We start from the raw sequence: 15,176 nt of genomic DNA, 5'->3' as shown, positions 1-15,176 counted from the left end.
GCCTTGCACGGCAGCGAGGTGTCGGTTGAATGAGTGGCATTATATCAAAGCCGCCGGGTTTGCCCCTGTTTCGATCAAATCCCAACAGGCCGGTTGACCCCTCCTTCTTGCAGTGGTTACCATAAGCCTATGGACGTCCTGGCTACACGACGAGGGGTGGGCGTGATCCGCCGGCAGGGGCGACGATTCTCCCGTCGATTCGCGATCGTTCTGTGTGCCGCATCGATCCTGGGAGGGTGGCAGACGGGCGCTGAAGGGCGTGATCTCCTGGTTCCGAAGGAGCAAGTCACGACGGAGTTCGAGCCGACTGAAACGCCATCGCTGGATGTGCAGCAGAAGGGCGTTCCGCAGTCGCTCTTCACCTGGATCAAGATGGCGCGTGGTTATGAGGTTGAATGGGACACGTTTGGCCGCAAAGGCTGGTTCACGCAGGATCCGCGGCTGAAACCCATTGCTCCAGGAACGACGGTGTTCACGACCGATACGCCGGCGGTCTACATTGTGTTCGAGGTCGCTCCGCTCGAGGATCCGGCACAGTTCGCCGCTCAGGTGTTTGCCATCGGGGCGGACGGAAAAACCGGTGACGTGGTGATCGTGCAGGATAGTCTGGAGGTACCGGGCCACGAACGGTACGGTTTCCTGGAGTTGAAGAAGCCATCGCCCCGATGGCTGGAGGGCAGGTACCTCGTCAAGATCTACATCACGTCGCTCGGGCAGCAGCCGTTTCATGCCGTGAATCAAGTGGGCACCATGCGGTTTGTGGTCACCGATCAACCGTCTTCGGATGTCCTGCCAGCTCTGTCTGAGCCGTCTTCCCGTTGAAACTCATCCCTCGCTTGGTCTAACGTGCTCCCACCGCGCGTGCAGGCGCGCGCGAGAAGGCGATTGTCATCAGGGAGCAGGGGCATGAAAGAAACCGATGGGGAAAAGTTAGCGCTGTTGTACGAGCGCTTCTGCGATGTCTGTTTGGTGGAGAAGGAAGTGTGGACGGAAATCTATATGCCGCGGACGTTTAAGGACGGCACGGCTGTGAGGACCAATATTCAGGACCGGTATCAGGTGGTGATCGACGACCGGGGAGTGGAAGACGCCCTGGAGGCCAATATCCCTCTTGGGAAGGCCGCATTGACTGCGGCCATCCAAGAGTATCGCGCGCACATCAGTTTCGAGAAACAGACCTGACGGCGATCAGCTTTTCGCCAGAAACCGTTCGACGTCCTTGACGATTTCCTGCGCGAGCGGTTTCGTGCCATGGTGATAGCGGGCGACGACATTGCCCGTACGATCGACCAGGTACTTTTGGAAATTCCACTCCACTTCACCGGGGAAAGGGCTCTGTTCAGTGAGGTAGCGGTAAAGGGGATGTTTGTCTCCGCCCTTCACACTGATTTTGCTGAAGAGCGGGAATCCGACACTGTATTTGGTCAGGCAGAATCCCTTGATCTCCTCGTTGCTGCCCGGCTCTTGCTGGCCGAAATTATTGGCCGGGAAGGCCAGAATCTCAAACCCTTTGTCCTTATAGGTTTCATACATCTTTTCAAGGTCGGCGTATTGCGGGGTGTTCCCGCAAAAGCTGGCGGTATTGACCAGCATGACGACCTTTCCCCTGTATTGACTCAGGGACACCGGTTTGCCGTCGATGTCGTTTAGCGTGAAATCATAGACGGTCGAGGCTTTCGCTGCCATGCGTGTTGCTCCTTGTTGTGCCGCACCGACCGAATCCAGGCCCATCGTCACGGCGCCAAGCCCGAGACCCACTGCGAGCCCAAGGACCAGAACCTTCCACGAACATGTCGGTCGAGTGATCGGCATGGTATGAACTCCTTCGGTTAAAGCCGTTCCAGGGCCGCGACACGCTCCTCAATCGGAGGATGGGTCGCCAGCAAGTGCAAGAACCCCGAGGTGTTGCCGGAGATCTTCATCGTGGCCAGGGCATCTTGCGTTGAATATTCGAACTGTGCGCGGTTGACCCAACGGTCGATCGCCTGCAAGGCCTTGATCATCGAGTCTTTCCCGTACACCCTGGCCGAAAACGCATCGGCGGCATATTCTCGGCGACGGGAGTGCCAACTGACGACCAGCATGGCGAGGATCGACAGCACGACCTGTAAGAAGAGATAGACCACGAAGCCCAAAATCGGGCTCCCGCTCTGCCCCTCCTCCCGATCGCCTCCTTGTGGCTGCGCCACCACCTGGTAGACAAAGTTGCTGATGTAGTGCACGAAGGTGTTCATCAACCCGGCCAGGACGGTCGTGGAGAACATATCCCCGTTGAACACATGCCCCATCTCGTGCGCGAGGACGGCCTTCACTTCGTTTTCCCGCAAGTTCGCCAGCAGGCCGGTCGACACCGCCACCATCGCGTTGTTCTTGCTCGGTCCCGTGGCAAACGCGTTGGGGTCCGGTGACTCGTACACCCACACTTCCGGCATGGTGATCTGGAGACGTTCCGCAATCTCCCGAACGGATCCATAGATCACCTGCTCCGCATGTGAGCGGGGCTCGATAATCTGGGTGCAGTCCAGCATGGCTCGTGCCATCTGTTTGGAAAACATCAAGCTGATGAACGCGCCGCCGAAGCCGATCACCAGCGACCAGACCAGCAACTCCTGACTAAAGACCCCCCGGACGTCGATGCCGAAGGCTGGCAGGACCATGTTCACCAACACTCTGACGGTAATCGACAGGGTGAGGTAAATAAGAATGTTCGAAATAATCAGCAACCCGATACCCTTCAACGACTTCATATCTCTCCTCCTTGGAGGTCCGTGCACCGTCTGTCTCTTAGGGAGTGCCACGAACCTTGGATGTCATTATACCGAACGCTGGGCCGATTGTTGGACCCGAGGGGCAGGAATCTTAGCTCCGTCCCGGTGTTCACAGATAATACCAAGTTTTAGGCCAGTCAAGACGCTCGGTCCCGGATTTGCCGGCTGGAGGTACCGACGCCGCGGTAGGGCGGGGCGCCAGGGGGTTGGTTGACCGGTTCTGAGGGCTTCTGCTAGAAACCTTGCATGCGTGTAGGTCTCTTGTCCGGCCGGCTAGGCCTCTTGGTTTCGGTGATCGGTGTGACGGTGATAGGCATCGCGCCGATTGTGGCGGCCGAATCGGCATCGCCGGTGCCCCCGCTCCAGGTGCCGGTTGACATGGTAGATGGCCTTCAGCGGGCTACCGTCGTCCTGGACAGTTACTCCTATACCCCGCATCACTTGATCGTGCAGGCCGGGAAACCCGTTGAGCTGTTCTTGACCAGCATCACCTCCATCACCCCGCACAACTTTGTGCTAAAAAACGAGGCTGCCGGGCTCTCGATCGAACGGGATGTGAGCGCCGGGAAAACAGTCACGGTGCAATTTACCCCGACGAAGCCGGGCATCTACTCCTTCTATTGCGACAAGAAGCTCCTGTTTCTTCCAAGCCACCGGGACAAGGGCATGGAAGGGACACTCGAAGTCAGATAAGCAGGTCGAGCCACGACTACCCAGCCTTCCAAGCACGAACTCCTTCACGTCATTCTGAAGCAGGTATCCCGTTCATTTTACCTGACGCTGAATGTCCTCCCGTCGGATGTCCGCGACGAGATGGGGTTGGCCTATTTGCTTGCACGGGCAGCCGATACGATCGCCGACACCGACCTGATCGGGCGAGACCAACGCCTTTGGTATCTGAACATGTTTCGCGATCAGTTCAGGGGCGACGAGGTTCAGCCGCAGGCCGTGCAGTCGATTCAGGCGGGCCTGCTGCCGCACCAGACCGACTCGGCTGAGCGCGTGTTACTGGAACGATTGCCGGACTGTTTGGCGCTGTATCGGAAATTCGAGCAGGGGGATCGTGAGCGCATTCGTTGGTTGATGGATGTGCTGCCCAACGGAATGGAAATGGACCTGACCAGGTTTCCTGGTTCGTCGGCTCAAGACCTGTCGGCGCTGGAGCGTCCGGAGGAATTGGATCGGTATACCTACTATGTTGCAGGTTGCGTGGGTGAATTCTGGACCAGAATGGTCTGCGCACATCGGCCTGCCATGAAGCACTGGGATGTCGACCGAATGTCTGCGATCGGCGTCCGCTTCGGCAAGGGGTTACAGCTTACGAACATTGTCAAAGATATCGCCCGTGATCTTCACAACGGCCGCTGCTACGTGCCGACACAGTGGCTGGATGAGGTCGGATTGAAGCCGGCTGATTTGCTCAGACCAGGAAGTCTGCCGATGTTTCGTCCCATCCTGTTGCGGATGATCCGCCAGGCTGTGGAGCATTTGGACCAGGGTTGGCTCTACACCATGGCCTTGCCGCGGTTTGAAATTCGGCAGCGGCTCGCCTGCATGTGGCCGATTCTGCTGGCAGGCGAGACACTCAAACGTGTGGCCACCGCGCCGGATCTCCTCGACCCGACCGTCAACGTCAAGGCCCCGCGCTCGGTGGTCTATCGAGTGATGGCCCTCACGACTTTCACCGGTGCCTGCGGCTACGTCGGCACAGCCTACTGGGGCAGACTCCGCAAGCAGATCGTGTAATCCGGGTTGCAGGTTCCCGACATTCTGGAGGTCAGCCGCAGTGAAATCTGTCGCGGAGCCCCGGACAATCAGGCTGCTCGCGGTGCTGTATGGAGCAGTTGCCGCATGGTTTGCCCCGGCGATGGGTCTGGCGGTCCTTGCGTTGCTGGGATTTCTGTGGAATCCTCGCACGATAGGAATCAGACACCTGCTGTTCGAGGTGGGAGTCGTGTCCGTCCAATTCGGAGGGGCTGCCCTTGCCTCTGTGGGATTATGGCGCCTGCGGTGGTGGGGCCCGGGAGTCGCTTGTGTCTACAACGTGGGGTGGGCTGGAGTCCTTGTCGGGTATGCCATTGAAAGCGACCGAAATCTTTCGTTCCAGGACAGCGTACCGCTTGCGTTGGTGCTTCTCGCGGGACTCCTGTTGCTGCCGGCGGTGAGAGGGGTGACACGCTATCGCTCTGAGAGCCAACGTGTGGCCTGCGGACAGCAGGCACACATACCTCAACGACGTCGAGGCTGAACCGCACACTCGGACTGAGTTCCTGCCGGCGCATGGCGAACCACGCGCCGGCCGTCAGCCGCATTCACCCTACTTCTTTTGCGGCTCCAGCAGCTTGTCCCCCTTGCGATAGACCGCGTAAATCGCTTGTGAGGGGCAGGCATCCAGACAAAGCCGACAGCTTTCCAGGCAGCGTGAGGGATCAAATTTGTACGGTGGCGTTGAGAGCCAGGCACTCGTGGGGCAAACCGGCATACAGATGGCCTGGTGGGTGCAACGGTCGGGGTGGCGCACCAGGTGATCGCGAATGAGCATCATAGGCTTGACTCCTTCGAAGAGACCTTGCGAGAAGATCTCGAACATGTTCTTTTGAGGAAGACTGCTCACTTCCACTCCTTGATCAGCTCAGCGAGCCGGTCTTTTAATTCTGGAAGCTGTTCTGCATTGTTGCGAATCGCGCCCAGAATGTTTTCGAGGCGGGCGATCCGTTGCGCCTCTTTATCTTTGTTCAGCAGTTGATCGTATCCGGCATAGGCCTCGGCATGTTTGGGCTCGAGATGGGCTCGACCAACCTGCAGCGCTTCGCCCAGTTCGTAGGGCTCCGGACGTAACAGCGGCACCACCAGAAACGACCCGTCCGTGCAGATGATTGCTGCGGATCCGGATTTGCTTTTGAGCGGCAACACCACTTCCACGGTTTTTCCGATCAATTGATCCCAAGCGTGCAACAGGCCGGGGAAGCCTTTCATGTAGGCCACCTTTTCCATGTTGGCCTTCCATTTGTCATCGGCGGGCATAACGTTCTCGCAAGATTCCGAAGGATGTGACCGGCTTAGATTTTTAGCGGGGAGAGCAGCGGAGAGGGGGGCTGGTCGGGCATCAGGAGTCGATCGACCAGCTCTCCCTTCATAATATGGTGCTCCATGATTTCCTTCACATCGGCCTCGGAGCGGACCCGGTACCACACCCCTTCCGGATAGACCACCACGGTGGGGCCTTGCGCGCAATAGTCGAGGCAACCCGCTTTGTTGGCGCGCACCACACCCTTGAGGTTGAGTCGCTTGGCTTCTTGTTTGAAGCAGGCATGCAACGCGTCGGAGCCGAGTTTGGAGCAGCTGCCGCGAGGATCATCCGGCTCGCGTTTGTTGGTGCAGACGAATATGTGTCGTTGATAACCAGTCATGGCAACAGTTCCGGGGCTGTGTCGTTCACTGGGTGGTGCGCAAGATCAGGCGCGCGCGTGGAATTGTTCGATTAATTGTGTGACGTCCGACGCGTTGAGCAGTGATGAACCGGCCGCTTGCGTGCCGGCAATGGCGGCAATTTCCCGGAGGCGCAATTGCGCACGCTGTTTGGCCTCTGGTTCGGACAGCGCAGAAGCCTGGCCCTTGGTGAGCTTGTCGAATTCGGCGCGGATATCGCGAAAATCCCGCTGTAAATTTTTCATCATGGAGCAGGGCTCGCAATACCACTTCGGACTTTGATCCGAGGAGGGCGACAACCGGTCGTAGGTGCGCCCGAAGAAATCTTTGCCCAACGAGAATTTCATCAACGGTGTGCCTGCGGTGCTGCAGGCGTTACACGATCCGGCATCCATGCGCGAAGTGCTCCTCATCAGGGGAAGACGTCGATAGACTGAGGATCTTACCGCACTGTTCTTTCGGCTGGCAAGGTGGCCCCGCAGTTCACGTTGGTGATGGCCCCGGCCCATGTATAATGCGGTATGCACGGGGGCCGGTGATGCGGGCGAAGGAGGCGGTATGGTGATCGGGGTTCCGAAGGAGATCAAAGACTACGAATTTCGGGTGAGTGTCACACCTGATGGCGTTCGTGCCTTGCAGCAGGCGGGCCATCAGGTACTGGTCGAGTCGTCTGCCGGTCAGGGAAGTGGCTTTTCCGATGAGGCGTATCGGCAGGCCGGCGCTGAAGTCGTACAGTCTAAGGAAGAGGCCTTTCACCGGGCAGAGCTGATTGTGAAGGTCAAAGAGCCTCAATTGCCGGAGTGCGCGCTCTTCCGGCCAGGCCAGGTGTTGTTTACGTATTTACATTTGGCGTCGATGCCGGAGCTGACGAAGGCCTTAATGGCAGCCGGCGTCACCGCGATTGCCTATGAAACGGTGGAGGCCAGGGACCGCAGTCTGCCGATGTTGCGTCCGATGAGCGAAATTGCCGGCCGGCTGTCCGTACAAGTCGGGGCGCACTATCTCGGGACCGTCCAGGGGGGGCGTGGGGTGCTGTTGGCCGGGGTGCCCGGCGTCCAGCCGGGTCATGTGGTGGTGATTGGCGCGGGTATCGTGGGGACTTCGGCTGTGCGCATCGCGGTAGGACTGGGCGCGCGGGTGACGGTGATCAACCTGGATTTGGATCGATTGCGGTTGTTGGACGATCTCTACGGGGGCCGAATTGCAACCTGCGCGGCATCCGTGTCCGCCATCGAACGAGCGGTCCTGGAGGCGGACTTGGTGGTCGGCGCGGTGTTGGTGCCGGGGGCGCGCGCGCCCCACGTGATTCCCCGGAGCCTTGTGGCGAAAATGCAGCCCGGTTCGGTTATCGTCGATGTGGCCGTGGATCAGGGGGGCTGCTGCGAAACGACCAGGCCTACAACCCACTCGAATCCGGTGTATGTGGTGGACGGGGTGGTGCATTATTGTGTGACGAACATGCCCGGAATCGTTCCGCATACGTCAACGCGCGCCTTGACCAATGTGACGCTCCCGTACATTGTTCGTCTTGCATCAGAGGGGGTCGCCCCGGCCATTCGCTCAGATTCCGGGCTGGCCAAGGGAGTGAACGTGATGGATGGCAAAATTACGTGCCAGGCGGTGGCTGAATCACACGGCTTGCGTTTTACCCCTCTGTTGTAAGACAATCCGCTCTCCGTTTTCTGATCCGCCCGGTCGGGGCGTAGCGCAGCCCGGTAGCGCACTGCGTTCGGGACGCAGGGGTCGGAGGTTCAAATCCTCTCGCCCCGACCAAACCGCTTCTTCTCCTATCCAGTGTCAACGACTCAGCCCGCGGAAGGGTCCTCCGCGTCGAGCACTCATGCTTTGTGCGATCCCTGCCGATAAGGGAGCAGCAAGAGCGTGGACGTGCCGCGCAAACTACTAAATCGCGTGACGCCATCTAGCCGCTGTGAGAGTATCCTGGTCAAGACGCGATTCTCGCTCTGCGAAAATGTCCGTGCCCAGGGAGTTGTGGCCCGATGACGGAAACCGGCGAAGCCGTGCGGGCAAAAATCTTGGTGAGTGGTCGTGTGCAAGGTGTGGGCTATCGCGCGTTCACCTGTCGCATGGCTGCCTCGCGCGGACTGACCGGCGGAGTGGAAAATCTGGATAGCGGGCAGGTGGCGGTGGATGTTGAGGGAAGTCGGAATGTCCTGGAGGAATTTCTGACGGATCTCAAGCGGGGGCCGGTGGGGGCGCGTGTGACCCAGGTGCAAGTCGAATGGGGCAACGCCACGGGCCGGTATCACGACTTTACGATTCGGTAACAGGTAACGACGTTATGGCTCGACGTGCAACCATGCGACAGGACACCGAGATGAATCCGCCGGTTTCGGCTCGCCGCCCGCGTGTGGTGCGGGGAGATGAGGAAGAGGAGGCGGACTCGCAGGGCCATGTGGACGCGAGCGAGCCGGGCGGTGAACGCCGTTCGTCGGAATCCGGACGCGCGGAAGGCTTGGACACGATCAAGAGTTATCTGCGCGAGGTGCGCAAGTCGACCCTGCTGAATTTTAAGCAGGAGCAAGCGCTGGGCAAGCGGGTCATGGCGGGCGACGAAGCCGCCCGGCAGGAGATGATCGAAGCGAATCTCCGGTTGGTGATTAGCATCGGGAAGCGCTACATGAACCGAGGATTCCCTTTTGCCGATATCGTCGAAGAAGGCAATCTGGGGCTGATCAAGGCGGTCGAGAAGTTCAACTACAAGCGCGGGTTCCGGTTCAGTACCTATGCGTCCTGGTGGATCCGCCAGTTTATCGAACGGGCCATCATCAACCAGGGGAAGCTGGTCAGATTGCCGGTGCATGTGGTTGAACGGTTGAATCGCTACCTGGCCAAGGTGGAGCAGCTGGTTCATGAACACGGGCGGGAGCCGCTGGCCGAGGAAGTCGCGGCGAAACTGAAAATCAGTGTCGCGGAGGTCGACGACCTCAAGCAACTGGTTCGCACCACCTGCTCGCTGGATAGTCCCATCAGCGACCGTCAGGACACCTTTCTCCGGGATGTCATCGAGGACCCGCTCTGTCTCACCCCTGCCGATACCGCCGAAGGCGTGATGCGGCGGGCCGAACTGATGGCCTGGGTCAACGAGCTGCCGGAAAAGGAGCATACGGTGATTCTGGCTCGGTTTGGACTTGACGGCGCGGAGTCGCGGACGTTAGAAGAGATCGGCCAAGAAATGGGGCTGACTCGTGAGCGGGTTCGTCAGATCGAATCTGCCGCGCTGGCCCGGCTCCGCGGAATCATTGAACGGAAAACTATGAAGCGGGCGGATCTCTTATGAGGACGTCCCGATGCCCCCACACCCATGAATTACAAGGCCCTCATTCGAGAAGTCCCCGACTTTCCTAAGCCCGGTATTCTGTTCTACGACATCACCACCCTTCTCAAAAACCCTCAAGCCTTCCGTGCCATTGCCGATGACCTTGCCGCCCGTTATGACGGCCAGGGTATCGCGAAGGTGATCGGCATCGAATCGCGTGGATTCATTCTCGGCGGCACCCTGGCGGCCCGTCTTGGGGCCGGGTTTGTCCCTGTTCGGAAGCCAGGCAAATTGCCGGCAGATATCTATGAGGTGGAATATAACCTGGAATACGGGTCCAGCGTATTGGCGATCCATCGGGATGCCGTCTCGGCCGGAGAGCGCGTGCTGATCGTGGACGACTTGCTGGCGACCGGTGGCACGGCGGCCGCAACGGTGGACCTTGTGCGCCAACTCGGTGGAGAGATTGCGGGCCTGGATTTCCTTATCGAACTGAAAGGTCTGAAGGGGCGTGACCGGCTGACCGGGTACAACGTGCATTCTATGCTCATCTACCCCTGAACACCCAAGATCTTGGGGAATCGGGTACTTGTCAAACGATCTATAGCGTGATATACCTGCCAAACTTTTTCGCCTTGCACTCATCACGAAAGGGCATGAGACTCTATGGCGACGAAAGTCGGCGCGAAGAAAAAAACACCAACCACGAAAGCCAAAGCCATCGCTCCTGAGAAACCCGTGAAGAAAGAGCGTCCGGCTCCAGTAACAGCTATGACGGAAAAAGATGAAGACAGCGTAGCCGCGCGCGTGGTGGCTGCGTTGACGCAGAAAGAAACGCCAAAAGAAAAAGAAGAACGTCAGCGCCGGCGCGAGGTCTTGCAGCGAATGCTGCTCGGCAAGCGTCAGGAGATTATGCGAGAGATCGAGGGCAACCTCGGCCAGTCGCTGACGGAGGATCAGCAACGCCGGTTGGAATCGGCCCGTGACGTGGGCGATCAAGCCCTTATGGACTTGGATCGCGAACTCGGTATCTCGCTCATGGAGATGCGCAATAGGAAGCGGCAGGCGATCGATGAGGCGTTGACCAGACTCAGCGAGGGAACCTACGGCATTTGCGCAGAATGTGGCATCGAAGTCAGCGAAAAGCGCCTGGAGGCCGTGCCGTTCGCGAAACTCTGTGTCCAGTGTCAGTCGCAACAGGAACTGCTCGAGAAGATCGAGAAGGAAGAGGATCGAGACTAGCGCGCTCGCGTCGTGCCGATCCTGCTTCGGTTTGCCCTCACGTCTTGCGCCTGTGATCGCACAGGTGCTCCTTCTCCGGCACCGGACCTCCGTGGTCTCCGGTTCTCGTGCCTGCACCTATGACTCATCCCCAGTCGAATGCAGTGGTGTTGCTGAGTGGTGGATTGGATTCCACCGTGACGGCCGCCATCGCGCAGCAGGACGGTTTTCGCATTCACTGCCTGACCGTCTCCTACGGGCAGCGTCATGGGGTGGAAGTACTGCGTGCTCAGGCCGTCGCGGCGGCATTGGGTGCGGGAGGCCATGTGATCGTGACGGTCGACCTTCGAGCCCTCGGTGGTTCCGCCCTGACGGCCGATCTGGCGGTGCCGAAAGATCGCACGGAGCGGGAACGAGCGGGCGAGATCCCGATCACCTACGTTCCGGCACGTAATACCATCTTTCTCTCGCTGGCCTTGGCGCATGCCGAAACCCTTCAGGCACAGGCGATCTATTTCGGTGCCAATGTGCTGGATTATTCCGGCTACCCGGATTGCCGCCCGGAGTTTATCCGTGCGTTTGAAGCGGTCGCCAGGCTTGGGACGAAGATGGGCGTCGAGGGGCGGGCGATCGAGGTACGCGCACCGCTCTTGATGCTTTCCAAGGCAGAGATCGTGCGCCGGGGGCAGGAGCTCAACGTTCCATTTGAGCTGACGCATAGCTGTTATGACCCCGGTGTCGATGGGGTCGCTTGCGGCCGATGCGACAGTTGTCGGATTCGCCGAGAAGGTTTTCGTCAGGCGGGAGTTGAGGATCCCGTCCCCTATGCGATACTGTAACAAACAGTGAGAGCGCGCGTGCCCGAGTCGGGAGAGATGGACCGATGACGCCTGAAGAGTTTTTTATGTATCTCATCATTGCGCTGGTGATCGTGACCCCGATCGGGGCCCGGCTCTATCGCCGCCTGACCCTGAACCGTACAACACAGTTGTTGCGCGAGCAAATGCACCAATCTCAGTCCGGTCAATCGGCGACGCCACCCTCGGAGCCACCGCGATGAGGCAGATGATGGGGAGGAGTATGTCGATGAAGGCCTGGATGGTGGGGACCGGTGTTGCGGTGATGGTAGCGGCGTTGGTCGCCTGCGAATCGAATGCGACCAATCAGGATGCGGCTAAGCCGGCCGGAGGAGTCACACCGGCTGATGTGCAAGTCGGCGAAGGGAAATTTGCCGCCAATTGTGCCGCCTGTCATGGTGTCCGTGGTGTCGGAACCAAACAGGGTCCGCCGCTTGTTCATAAAATCTATGAGCCAAACCATCATGCCGATATGGCTTTCCACCGTGCGGCGGAGAACGGCGTACGCGCGCATCATTGGGAGTTCGGGAATATGCCGAAGATTGAAGGCGTGACACCGGCGGATGTGGAGCAGATCATCCGATATGTACGCTGGTTGCAACGCGAGGCAGGCATATACTGACCCGCGTTGCCTACCTGTTCTGTTCCATCCTCTCCTCTCATCCCTGTGCTTTCCCGTCGGCCTCCAGGCTCCGCTCCCTCCGTTTGACAAGCTGCGCGTGCGGTTCGTAAGGTAGATACATGGCCAAACGAGGCCGTTCACACCCGCCTGGACCGCAAGGCGGCTTGGTTCGTGGGCGAGGCCTTTTCACAGGAGGAACCTATGCGACAGGGAGCCTGGTTCATGTTGGGCGTGCTGGGGATCGTCGGGGCATCGTTGTCGATCTCGGGCTGTGTGGCGATCGAGGCGGGTCATGAGGGCGTGATGGTTGAGCAGCCGTTCTTCTTCGGCCACGGAGGGATTGACCCGTCACCCTCCAAGACCGGTCGCGTCTGGGTGGCGCCCACGACGAAGGTGATTGAGGTGGACGTCCGGCCGCTGCAGTATTCGGAGCACTTCGACATTATTTCCGCCGAGAATGCACCAGTGTCGTTCGACGCGTTTTTGATTGCTAACGTCGTGGAAGGGCGCTCCCCTGAACTCATCGGTCGCTACGGAACTACCTGGTATCAGAATAACGTAAAAGAAGCCTTCCGGACCTTTGTCCGTGAAGAGGTGCAACGGTATCCGCTCTTTCAGTTGACCACGGACCCCACGACGAGAACAAAGCTTCAAGACGCGATTGCACGCGAGGTGCAAAATAAGCTCATTGATAAGCAGAACATGCCGATTCGACTTAACCGGGTCGTGGTCGGAAGCATTCTTCCGCCCAAAGGCGTGGTCGAACAGACGACGCAGACCATCGTGCAGGAGCAGCGCAAGATCACGATGGTGGAGTTTCAAAAGGCGGAAGAGGCGCGTGAAAAGGCGGAAAAACAGCGCGGTATCGCAGACCGTGCCTATCGTGAATCATTGGGATTGACCGCCCCAGAATTTGTCGATCTGCGCCGCATCGAGGTGCAGAAAGAAATTGTGCAGCATGCGCCGACGGCGTTGACCGTCATCATGGGATTGGAGCGGGTCGGCATCAATATGCCGTCGTCAGGGACTGATCGGTAGCGGGAACAACAGGCTGTCGCGAAGCTTGTAGAGCGGTGGGCCAAGCCGGGTCGGTTCCGGCTTGGCTTCCGCGATGGATCGTTACTTCACCACCCACACCCGGTAGCTTTTTGCGTTCAGCGGTTTGGCGATTCTGAGCGTCCCTACTTCGCCGGGATTCATCACATCATCGCCCGTCGCGGTTTTTCTGGCCGGATGCCGACTGCTCCGGATGAGTATTCCCTGCTCGTCATAAAAATCCACCATCACATCGGCTGATTCGCGAAGCCCCCCTTGATAGGCGGTTCCCAACCAATCGAGGCGTTTGAGTGCTTGATAAGTGACGACGAGCGTGCCGTCCGTGTCCTCACGCGCGCTGAGAATCCTCAGCGCCCGATTCTGGTCCAAAACCTGGTCGGTTCCGCTTGAAGTCTGGGTGTGTAGGACCCGGTCGACGGCGTCGGCATGGAAAAGCGCCTTGATCTTGCAATACACCGTGCGGCCCTGCTCGCTCTGCTGCACGATTTGCTGGTCGGACACATGTTGCGTGGCGAGGGTGTGAATCAGCCGGTGAAAGAAGGTCGAATCCACCAGGGAAGCAGTGCGTTCTTTCACCGCGATCGAGTTGCTGACAGCCTGATGCAGGGCTTCCGTGCAGGCGTGCTGCTTGGCCTCAGCCAGAGTTTCCGGCTGATGGAGGGCGTACCGATAATCGCCGGTGATTTCTACCAGACCGTTGTCAGAAGAGGCCTGGGCCGGCGCGACGAGTATCAGGCTGTGAAGGGTGATTGCGAGGAGGGTTCCGCCCCCTGTCCGTGACAACCATGGAGTCATATGAGTCACCTCCCTCTTAATCGCAAGGTCTACATCGTGCGGTAGTCAGGCCTCACGGGCTGCGTGAGATTATGCTACCACGCGGTCAGGGTGGCGGCAATGCGGCTGAATCGGGAATCGCCCTCAACGCTTCCACGATGGCTTGAATCGTCAGCGGAGCGTTGCCCTCCGAACGATTGTTGACCAACACATAGGGCATAACCTGCTGCGAGGCTGCGGCGTGAATCAGGGAGGCGGCGTCCCGGCGCATCTGCGGCTGGGCGGTGACGATCCGGTTGTACGGGGCATACCGTTCTACGGCTGAAGCGTACCGAAGTCCGAGGGGCGTCAGCAGGCGCATCACCAGAAAAGCGGCGGTGAACCGTTCTCCCAGCAGTCGATGCTGCATGAGGAGCGGTGGCATCCCCGTCCAATGGTTGTACGTATGTGCTACGCCGTGGGCGTGCAGAATATCTCGATACCGTGGGCTGAGCAACGCGGGATTTCTAATTTCCACGGCATAGGGATGTCCGGGCGAAAGCTTTGCGAGGAATTTGTCGAGTGCGTCCAGGAACGGCTCCGGGTCGAGACCGCTGCGCTGAAACTCGAAGATGAACGGGCCAACGCGTCCAGACAAGTCTTCGATAAACGGTTGCAGCACCAGATCATGAAAGGCAGTCACGTCGAGAAAACGTGGGTTTGCTTTGCCGGCCTTGACGCCGTAGCGCGAAAGGTTGGCATAAGTTGGGATGGTGAGCTCTTCCCACACTTTGGAGCAGAAGTGAAAATCGGAAGGAACCTGGGCCGCGTAGTTAGCAAGTTGCGCGGGCGTCGCGGGACGATAGAAGGTGTGGTCGATGCCGACCGTGCGGAACAGTGGTGGCCCGGCGGGCGCATAGGCGGCATACTCGGCGAGGCTATCTTTAGAAAAGCGGCCGACGGTATAGGTACGACGGTACACCTGCCCTTGCCAGCCCTCATAGGCCCAGGAACTGGTTCCGAAACGGACATGTGCGAGGTCCATCATAGAGTCCACGCCTCGACGCGTGTGTGTATGCTGGCCTTGAACGGTTGCCTGCTCGGCTGTCGTGGAGGCTGCTGTCGATCTTGGATGAGGTGCATGCGGCGAATTCTATCGCAACCCTGCGGAAAAACGTAGGATGCCTTGA

Annotated in this window: 22 protein-coding genes and 1 tRNA gene; 15 read left to right on the top strand and 8 right to left on the bottom strand. The window is 59.0% G+C overall.

Features of this window, described 5'->3' with window-relative positions:
• The first annotated feature begins 129 nt into the window (after positions 1-129).
• Positions 130-822: a hypothetical protein gene (locus KJA79_RS00290; RefSeq protein ID WP_213040012.1), complete on the top strand. Its 693-nt coding sequence runs from the start codon at positions 130-132 to the stop codon at positions 820-822.
• An 84-nt stretch (positions 823-906) separates the two neighbouring features.
• Positions 907-1,182, top strand: coding sequence for a hypothetical protein (locus KJA79_RS00285; protein ID WP_213040011.1), 276 nt, complete (start codon positions 907-909; stop codon positions 1,180-1,182).
• A 6-nt stretch (positions 1,183-1,188) separates the two neighbouring features.
• Here KJA79_RS00285 and KJA79_RS00280 read toward each other — a convergent pair whose 3' ends face one another.
• The gene (locus tag KJA79_RS00280; RefSeq protein WP_246507311.1) at positions 1,189-1,812 is read right to left on the bottom strand and encodes a glutathione peroxidase; all 624 of its coding nucleotides are present in this window, start codon (positions 1,810-1,812) and stop codon (positions 1,189-1,191) included.
• 17 nt (positions 1,813-1,829) lie between these two features.
• Complete coding sequence (htpX, locus tag KJA79_RS00275) at positions 1,830-2,747, bottom strand: protease HtpX (RefSeq protein ID WP_213040010.1); 918 nt, start codon at positions 2,745-2,747, stop codon at positions 1,830-1,832.
• A gap of 267 nt (positions 2,748-3,014) precedes the next feature.
• On the opposite strand from htpX, the gene KJA79_RS00270 reads away from it, so the two are divergent.
• Genes KJA79_RS00270 through KJA79_RS00260 form a run of 3 tightly spaced genes read left to right on the top strand, consistent with a single transcriptional unit; the run spans position 3,015 to position 5,016 of the window.
• Positions 3,015-3,461 carry a cupredoxin domain-containing protein gene (locus KJA79_RS00270; protein ID WP_213040009.1) on the top strand — a complete coding sequence of 149 codons (447 nt, stop codon included), beginning with the start codon at positions 3,015-3,017 and terminating at the stop codon, positions 3,459-3,461.
• 51 nt (positions 3,462-3,512) lie between these two features.
• Positions 3,513-4,514: a phytoene/squalene synthase family protein gene (locus tag KJA79_RS00265; protein WP_343224233.1), complete on the top strand. Its 1,002-nt coding sequence runs from the start codon at positions 3,513-3,515 to the stop codon at positions 4,512-4,514.
• 40 nt (positions 4,515-4,554) lie between these two features.
• Complete coding sequence (locus tag KJA79_RS00260) at positions 4,555-5,016, top strand: hypothetical protein (protein WP_213040008.1); 462 nt, start codon at positions 4,555-4,557, stop codon at positions 5,014-5,016.
• Between the two features lie 69 nt (positions 5,017-5,085).
• Here the strand turns inward: KJA79_RS00260 and KJA79_RS00255 are convergent, their stop codons facing one another.
• The 4 genes from KJA79_RS00255 to KJA79_RS00240 all read right to left on the bottom strand — a co-directional run bounded on the left by KJA79_RS00255 (position 5,086) and on the right by KJA79_RS00240 (position 6,592).
• The gene (locus tag KJA79_RS00255; protein ID WP_213040007.1) at positions 5,086-5,313 is read right to left on the bottom strand and encodes an ATP-binding protein; all 228 of its coding nucleotides are present in this window, start codon (positions 5,311-5,313) and stop codon (positions 5,086-5,088) included.
• A gap of 65 nt (positions 5,314-5,378) precedes the next feature.
• Positions 5,379-5,792, bottom strand: a complete 414-nt coding sequence (locus KJA79_RS00250) for a hypothetical protein (protein ID WP_213040006.1) — start codon at positions 5,790-5,792, stop codon at positions 5,379-5,381.
• Between the two features lie 35 nt (positions 5,793-5,827).
• Positions 5,828-6,178, bottom strand: a complete 351-nt coding sequence (locus tag KJA79_RS00245) for a (2Fe-2S) ferredoxin domain-containing protein (RefSeq protein ID WP_213040005.1) — start codon at positions 6,176-6,178, stop codon at positions 5,828-5,830.
• Positions 6,179-6,223: 45 nt separating this feature from the next.
• A complete protein-coding gene (locus KJA79_RS00240; RefSeq protein ID WP_213040004.1) occupies positions 6,224-6,592 on the bottom strand; it encodes a hypothetical protein in 369 nt (122 codons plus the stop codon).
• A gap of 163 nt (positions 6,593-6,755) precedes the next feature.
• On the opposite strand from KJA79_RS00240, the gene ald reads away from it, so the two are divergent.
• The 10 genes from ald to KJA79_RS00190 all read left to right on the top strand — a co-directional run bounded on the left by ald (position 6,756) and on the right by KJA79_RS00190 (position 13,215).
• Positions 6,756-7,859, top strand: coding sequence for an alanine dehydrogenase (ald, locus tag KJA79_RS00235; RefSeq protein ID WP_213040003.1), 1,104 nt, complete (start codon positions 6,756-6,758; stop codon positions 7,857-7,859).
• Positions 7,860-7,893: 34 nt separating this feature from the next.
• Positions 7,894-7,970, top strand: a tRNA-Pro gene (locus KJA79_RS00230).
• Between the two features lie 227 nt (positions 7,971-8,197).
• On the top strand, positions 8,198-8,485 hold the full coding sequence (locus tag KJA79_RS00225; RefSeq protein WP_213040002.1) for an acylphosphatase: 288 nt from the start codon (positions 8,198-8,200) through the stop codon (positions 8,483-8,485).
• A gap of 14 nt (positions 8,486-8,499) precedes the next feature.
• Positions 8,500-9,498 carry a sigma-70 family RNA polymerase sigma factor gene (locus tag KJA79_RS00220; RefSeq protein WP_213040001.1) on the top strand — a complete coding sequence of 333 codons (999 nt, stop codon included), beginning with the start codon at positions 8,500-8,502 and terminating at the stop codon, positions 9,496-9,498.
• A 24-nt stretch (positions 9,499-9,522) separates the two neighbouring features.
• On the top strand, positions 9,523-10,038 hold the full coding sequence (locus tag KJA79_RS00215; protein WP_213040000.1) for an adenine phosphoribosyltransferase: 516 nt from the start codon (positions 9,523-9,525) through the stop codon (positions 10,036-10,038).
• 105 nt (positions 10,039-10,143) lie between these two features.
• A complete protein-coding gene (locus KJA79_RS00210; protein WP_246507308.1) occupies positions 10,144-10,719 on the top strand; it encodes a TraR/DksA family transcriptional regulator in 576 nt (191 codons plus the stop codon).
• Between the two features lie 119 nt (positions 10,720-10,838).
• Positions 10,839-11,537, top strand: a complete 699-nt coding sequence (gene queC / locus KJA79_RS00205) for a 7-cyano-7-deazaguanine synthase QueC (RefSeq protein ID WP_213039999.1) — start codon at positions 10,839-10,841, stop codon at positions 11,535-11,537.
• 44 nt (positions 11,538-11,581) lie between these two features.
• Entirely contained in the window at positions 11,582-11,758 is a 177-nt protein-coding gene (locus KJA79_RS00200) for a hypothetical protein (protein WP_213039998.1), read from the top strand.
• Positions 11,759-11,784: 26 nt separating this feature from the next.
• Positions 11,785-12,177, top strand: a complete 393-nt coding sequence (locus KJA79_RS00195) for a c-type cytochrome (protein ID WP_213039997.1) — start codon at positions 11,785-11,787, stop codon at positions 12,175-12,177.
• A gap of 201 nt (positions 12,178-12,378) precedes the next feature.
• Positions 12,379-13,215: an SPFH domain-containing protein gene (locus KJA79_RS00190; RefSeq protein ID WP_213039996.1), complete on the top strand. Its 837-nt coding sequence runs from the start codon at positions 12,379-12,381 to the stop codon at positions 13,213-13,215.
• 81 nt (positions 13,216-13,296) lie between these two features.
• Here the strand turns inward: KJA79_RS00190 and KJA79_RS00185 are convergent, their stop codons facing one another.
• Positions 13,297-14,028, bottom strand: a complete 732-nt coding sequence (locus KJA79_RS00185; RefSeq protein WP_213039995.1) for a hypothetical protein — start codon at positions 14,026-14,028, stop codon at positions 13,297-13,299.
• Between the two features lie 85 nt (positions 14,029-14,113).
• Positions 14,114-15,034 (bottom strand): DUF72 domain-containing protein, encoded by a 921-nt coding sequence (locus KJA79_RS00180; RefSeq protein ID WP_213039994.1) that lies wholly within the window; start codon positions 15,032-15,034, stop codon positions 14,114-14,116.
• Between the last annotated feature and the right edge of the window lie 142 nt (positions 15,035-15,176).

The sequence above is a fragment of the Nitrospira defluvii genome (assembly GCF_905220995.1).
Lineage (GTDB): Bacteria > Nitrospirota > Nitrospiria > Nitrospirales > Nitrospiraceae > Nitrospira_A > Nitrospira_A defluvii_C.
The sequence above is the reverse complement of the archived record's forward strand: the minus strand, read 5'-3'. Positions and strand labels throughout refer to the sequence as shown.

Coding starts and splice junctions, on each gene's coding strand:
- KJA79_RS00270 (WP_213040009.1), top strand. CDS start 3,015: ATGCGTGTAGGTCTCTTGTCCGGCCGGCTAGGCCTCTTGGTTTCGGTG.
- KJA79_RS00250 (WP_213040006.1), bottom strand. CDS start 5,792: ATGCCCGCCGATGACAAATGGAAGGCCAACATGGAAAAGGTGGCCTAC.
- KJA79_RS00220 (WP_213040001.1), top strand. CDS start 8,500: ATGGCTCGACGTGCAACCATGCGACAGGACACCGAGATGAATCCGCCG.
- ald (WP_213040003.1), top strand. CDS start 6,756: ATGGTGATCGGGGTTCCGAAGGAGATCAAAGACTACGAATTTCGGGTG.
- KJA79_RS00245 (WP_213040005.1), bottom strand. CDS start 6,178: ATGACTGGTTATCAACGACACATATTCGTCTGCACCAACAAACGCGAG.
- htpX (WP_213040010.1), bottom strand. CDS start 2,747: ATGAAGTCGTTGAAGGGTATCGGGTTGCTGATTATTTCGAACATTCTT.
- KJA79_RS00285 (WP_213040011.1), top strand. CDS start 907: ATGAAAGAAACCGATGGGGAAAAGTTAGCGCTGTTGTACGAGCGCTTC.
- KJA79_RS00185 (WP_213039995.1), bottom strand. CDS start 14,028: ATGACTCCATGGTTGTCACGGACAGGGGGCGGAACCCTCCTCGCAATC.
- queC (WP_213039999.1), top strand. CDS start 10,839: ATGACTCATCCCCAGTCGAATGCAGTGGTGTTGCTGAGTGGTGGATTG.
- KJA79_RS00255 (WP_213040007.1), bottom strand. CDS start 5,313: ATGATGCTCATTCGCGATCACCTGGTGCGCCACCCCGACCGTTGCACC.
- KJA79_RS00240 (WP_213040004.1), bottom strand. CDS start 6,592: ATGGATGCCGGATCGTGTAACGCCTGCAGCACCGCAGGCACACCGTTG.
- KJA79_RS00200 (WP_213039998.1), top strand. CDS start 11,582: ATGACGCCTGAAGAGTTTTTTATGTATCTCATCATTGCGCTGGTGATC.
- KJA79_RS00180 (WP_213039994.1), bottom strand. CDS start 15,034: ATGATGGACCTCGCACATGTCCGTTTCGGAACCAGTTCCTGGGCCTAT.
- KJA79_RS00280 (WP_246507311.1), bottom strand. CDS start 1,812: ATGCCGATCACTCGACCGACATGTTCGTGGAAGGTTCTGGTCCTTGGG.
- KJA79_RS00225 (WP_213040002.1), top strand. CDS start 8,198: ATGACGGAAACCGGCGAAGCCGTGCGGGCAAAAATCTTGGTGAGTGGT.
- KJA79_RS00195 (WP_213039997.1), top strand. CDS start 11,785: ATGAAGGCCTGGATGGTGGGGACCGGTGTTGCGGTGATGGTAGCGGCG.
- KJA79_RS00290 (WP_213040012.1), top strand. CDS start 130: ATGGACGTCCTGGCTACACGACGAGGGGTGGGCGTGATCCGCCGGCAG.
- KJA79_RS00210 (WP_246507308.1), top strand. CDS start 10,144: ATGGCGACGAAAGTCGGCGCGAAGAAAAAAACACCAACCACGAAAGCC.
- KJA79_RS00215 (WP_213040000.1), top strand. CDS start 9,523: ATGAATTACAAGGCCCTCATTCGAGAAGTCCCCGACTTTCCTAAGCCC.
- KJA79_RS00190 (WP_213039996.1), top strand. CDS start 12,379: ATGCGACAGGGAGCCTGGTTCATGTTGGGCGTGCTGGGGATCGTCGGG.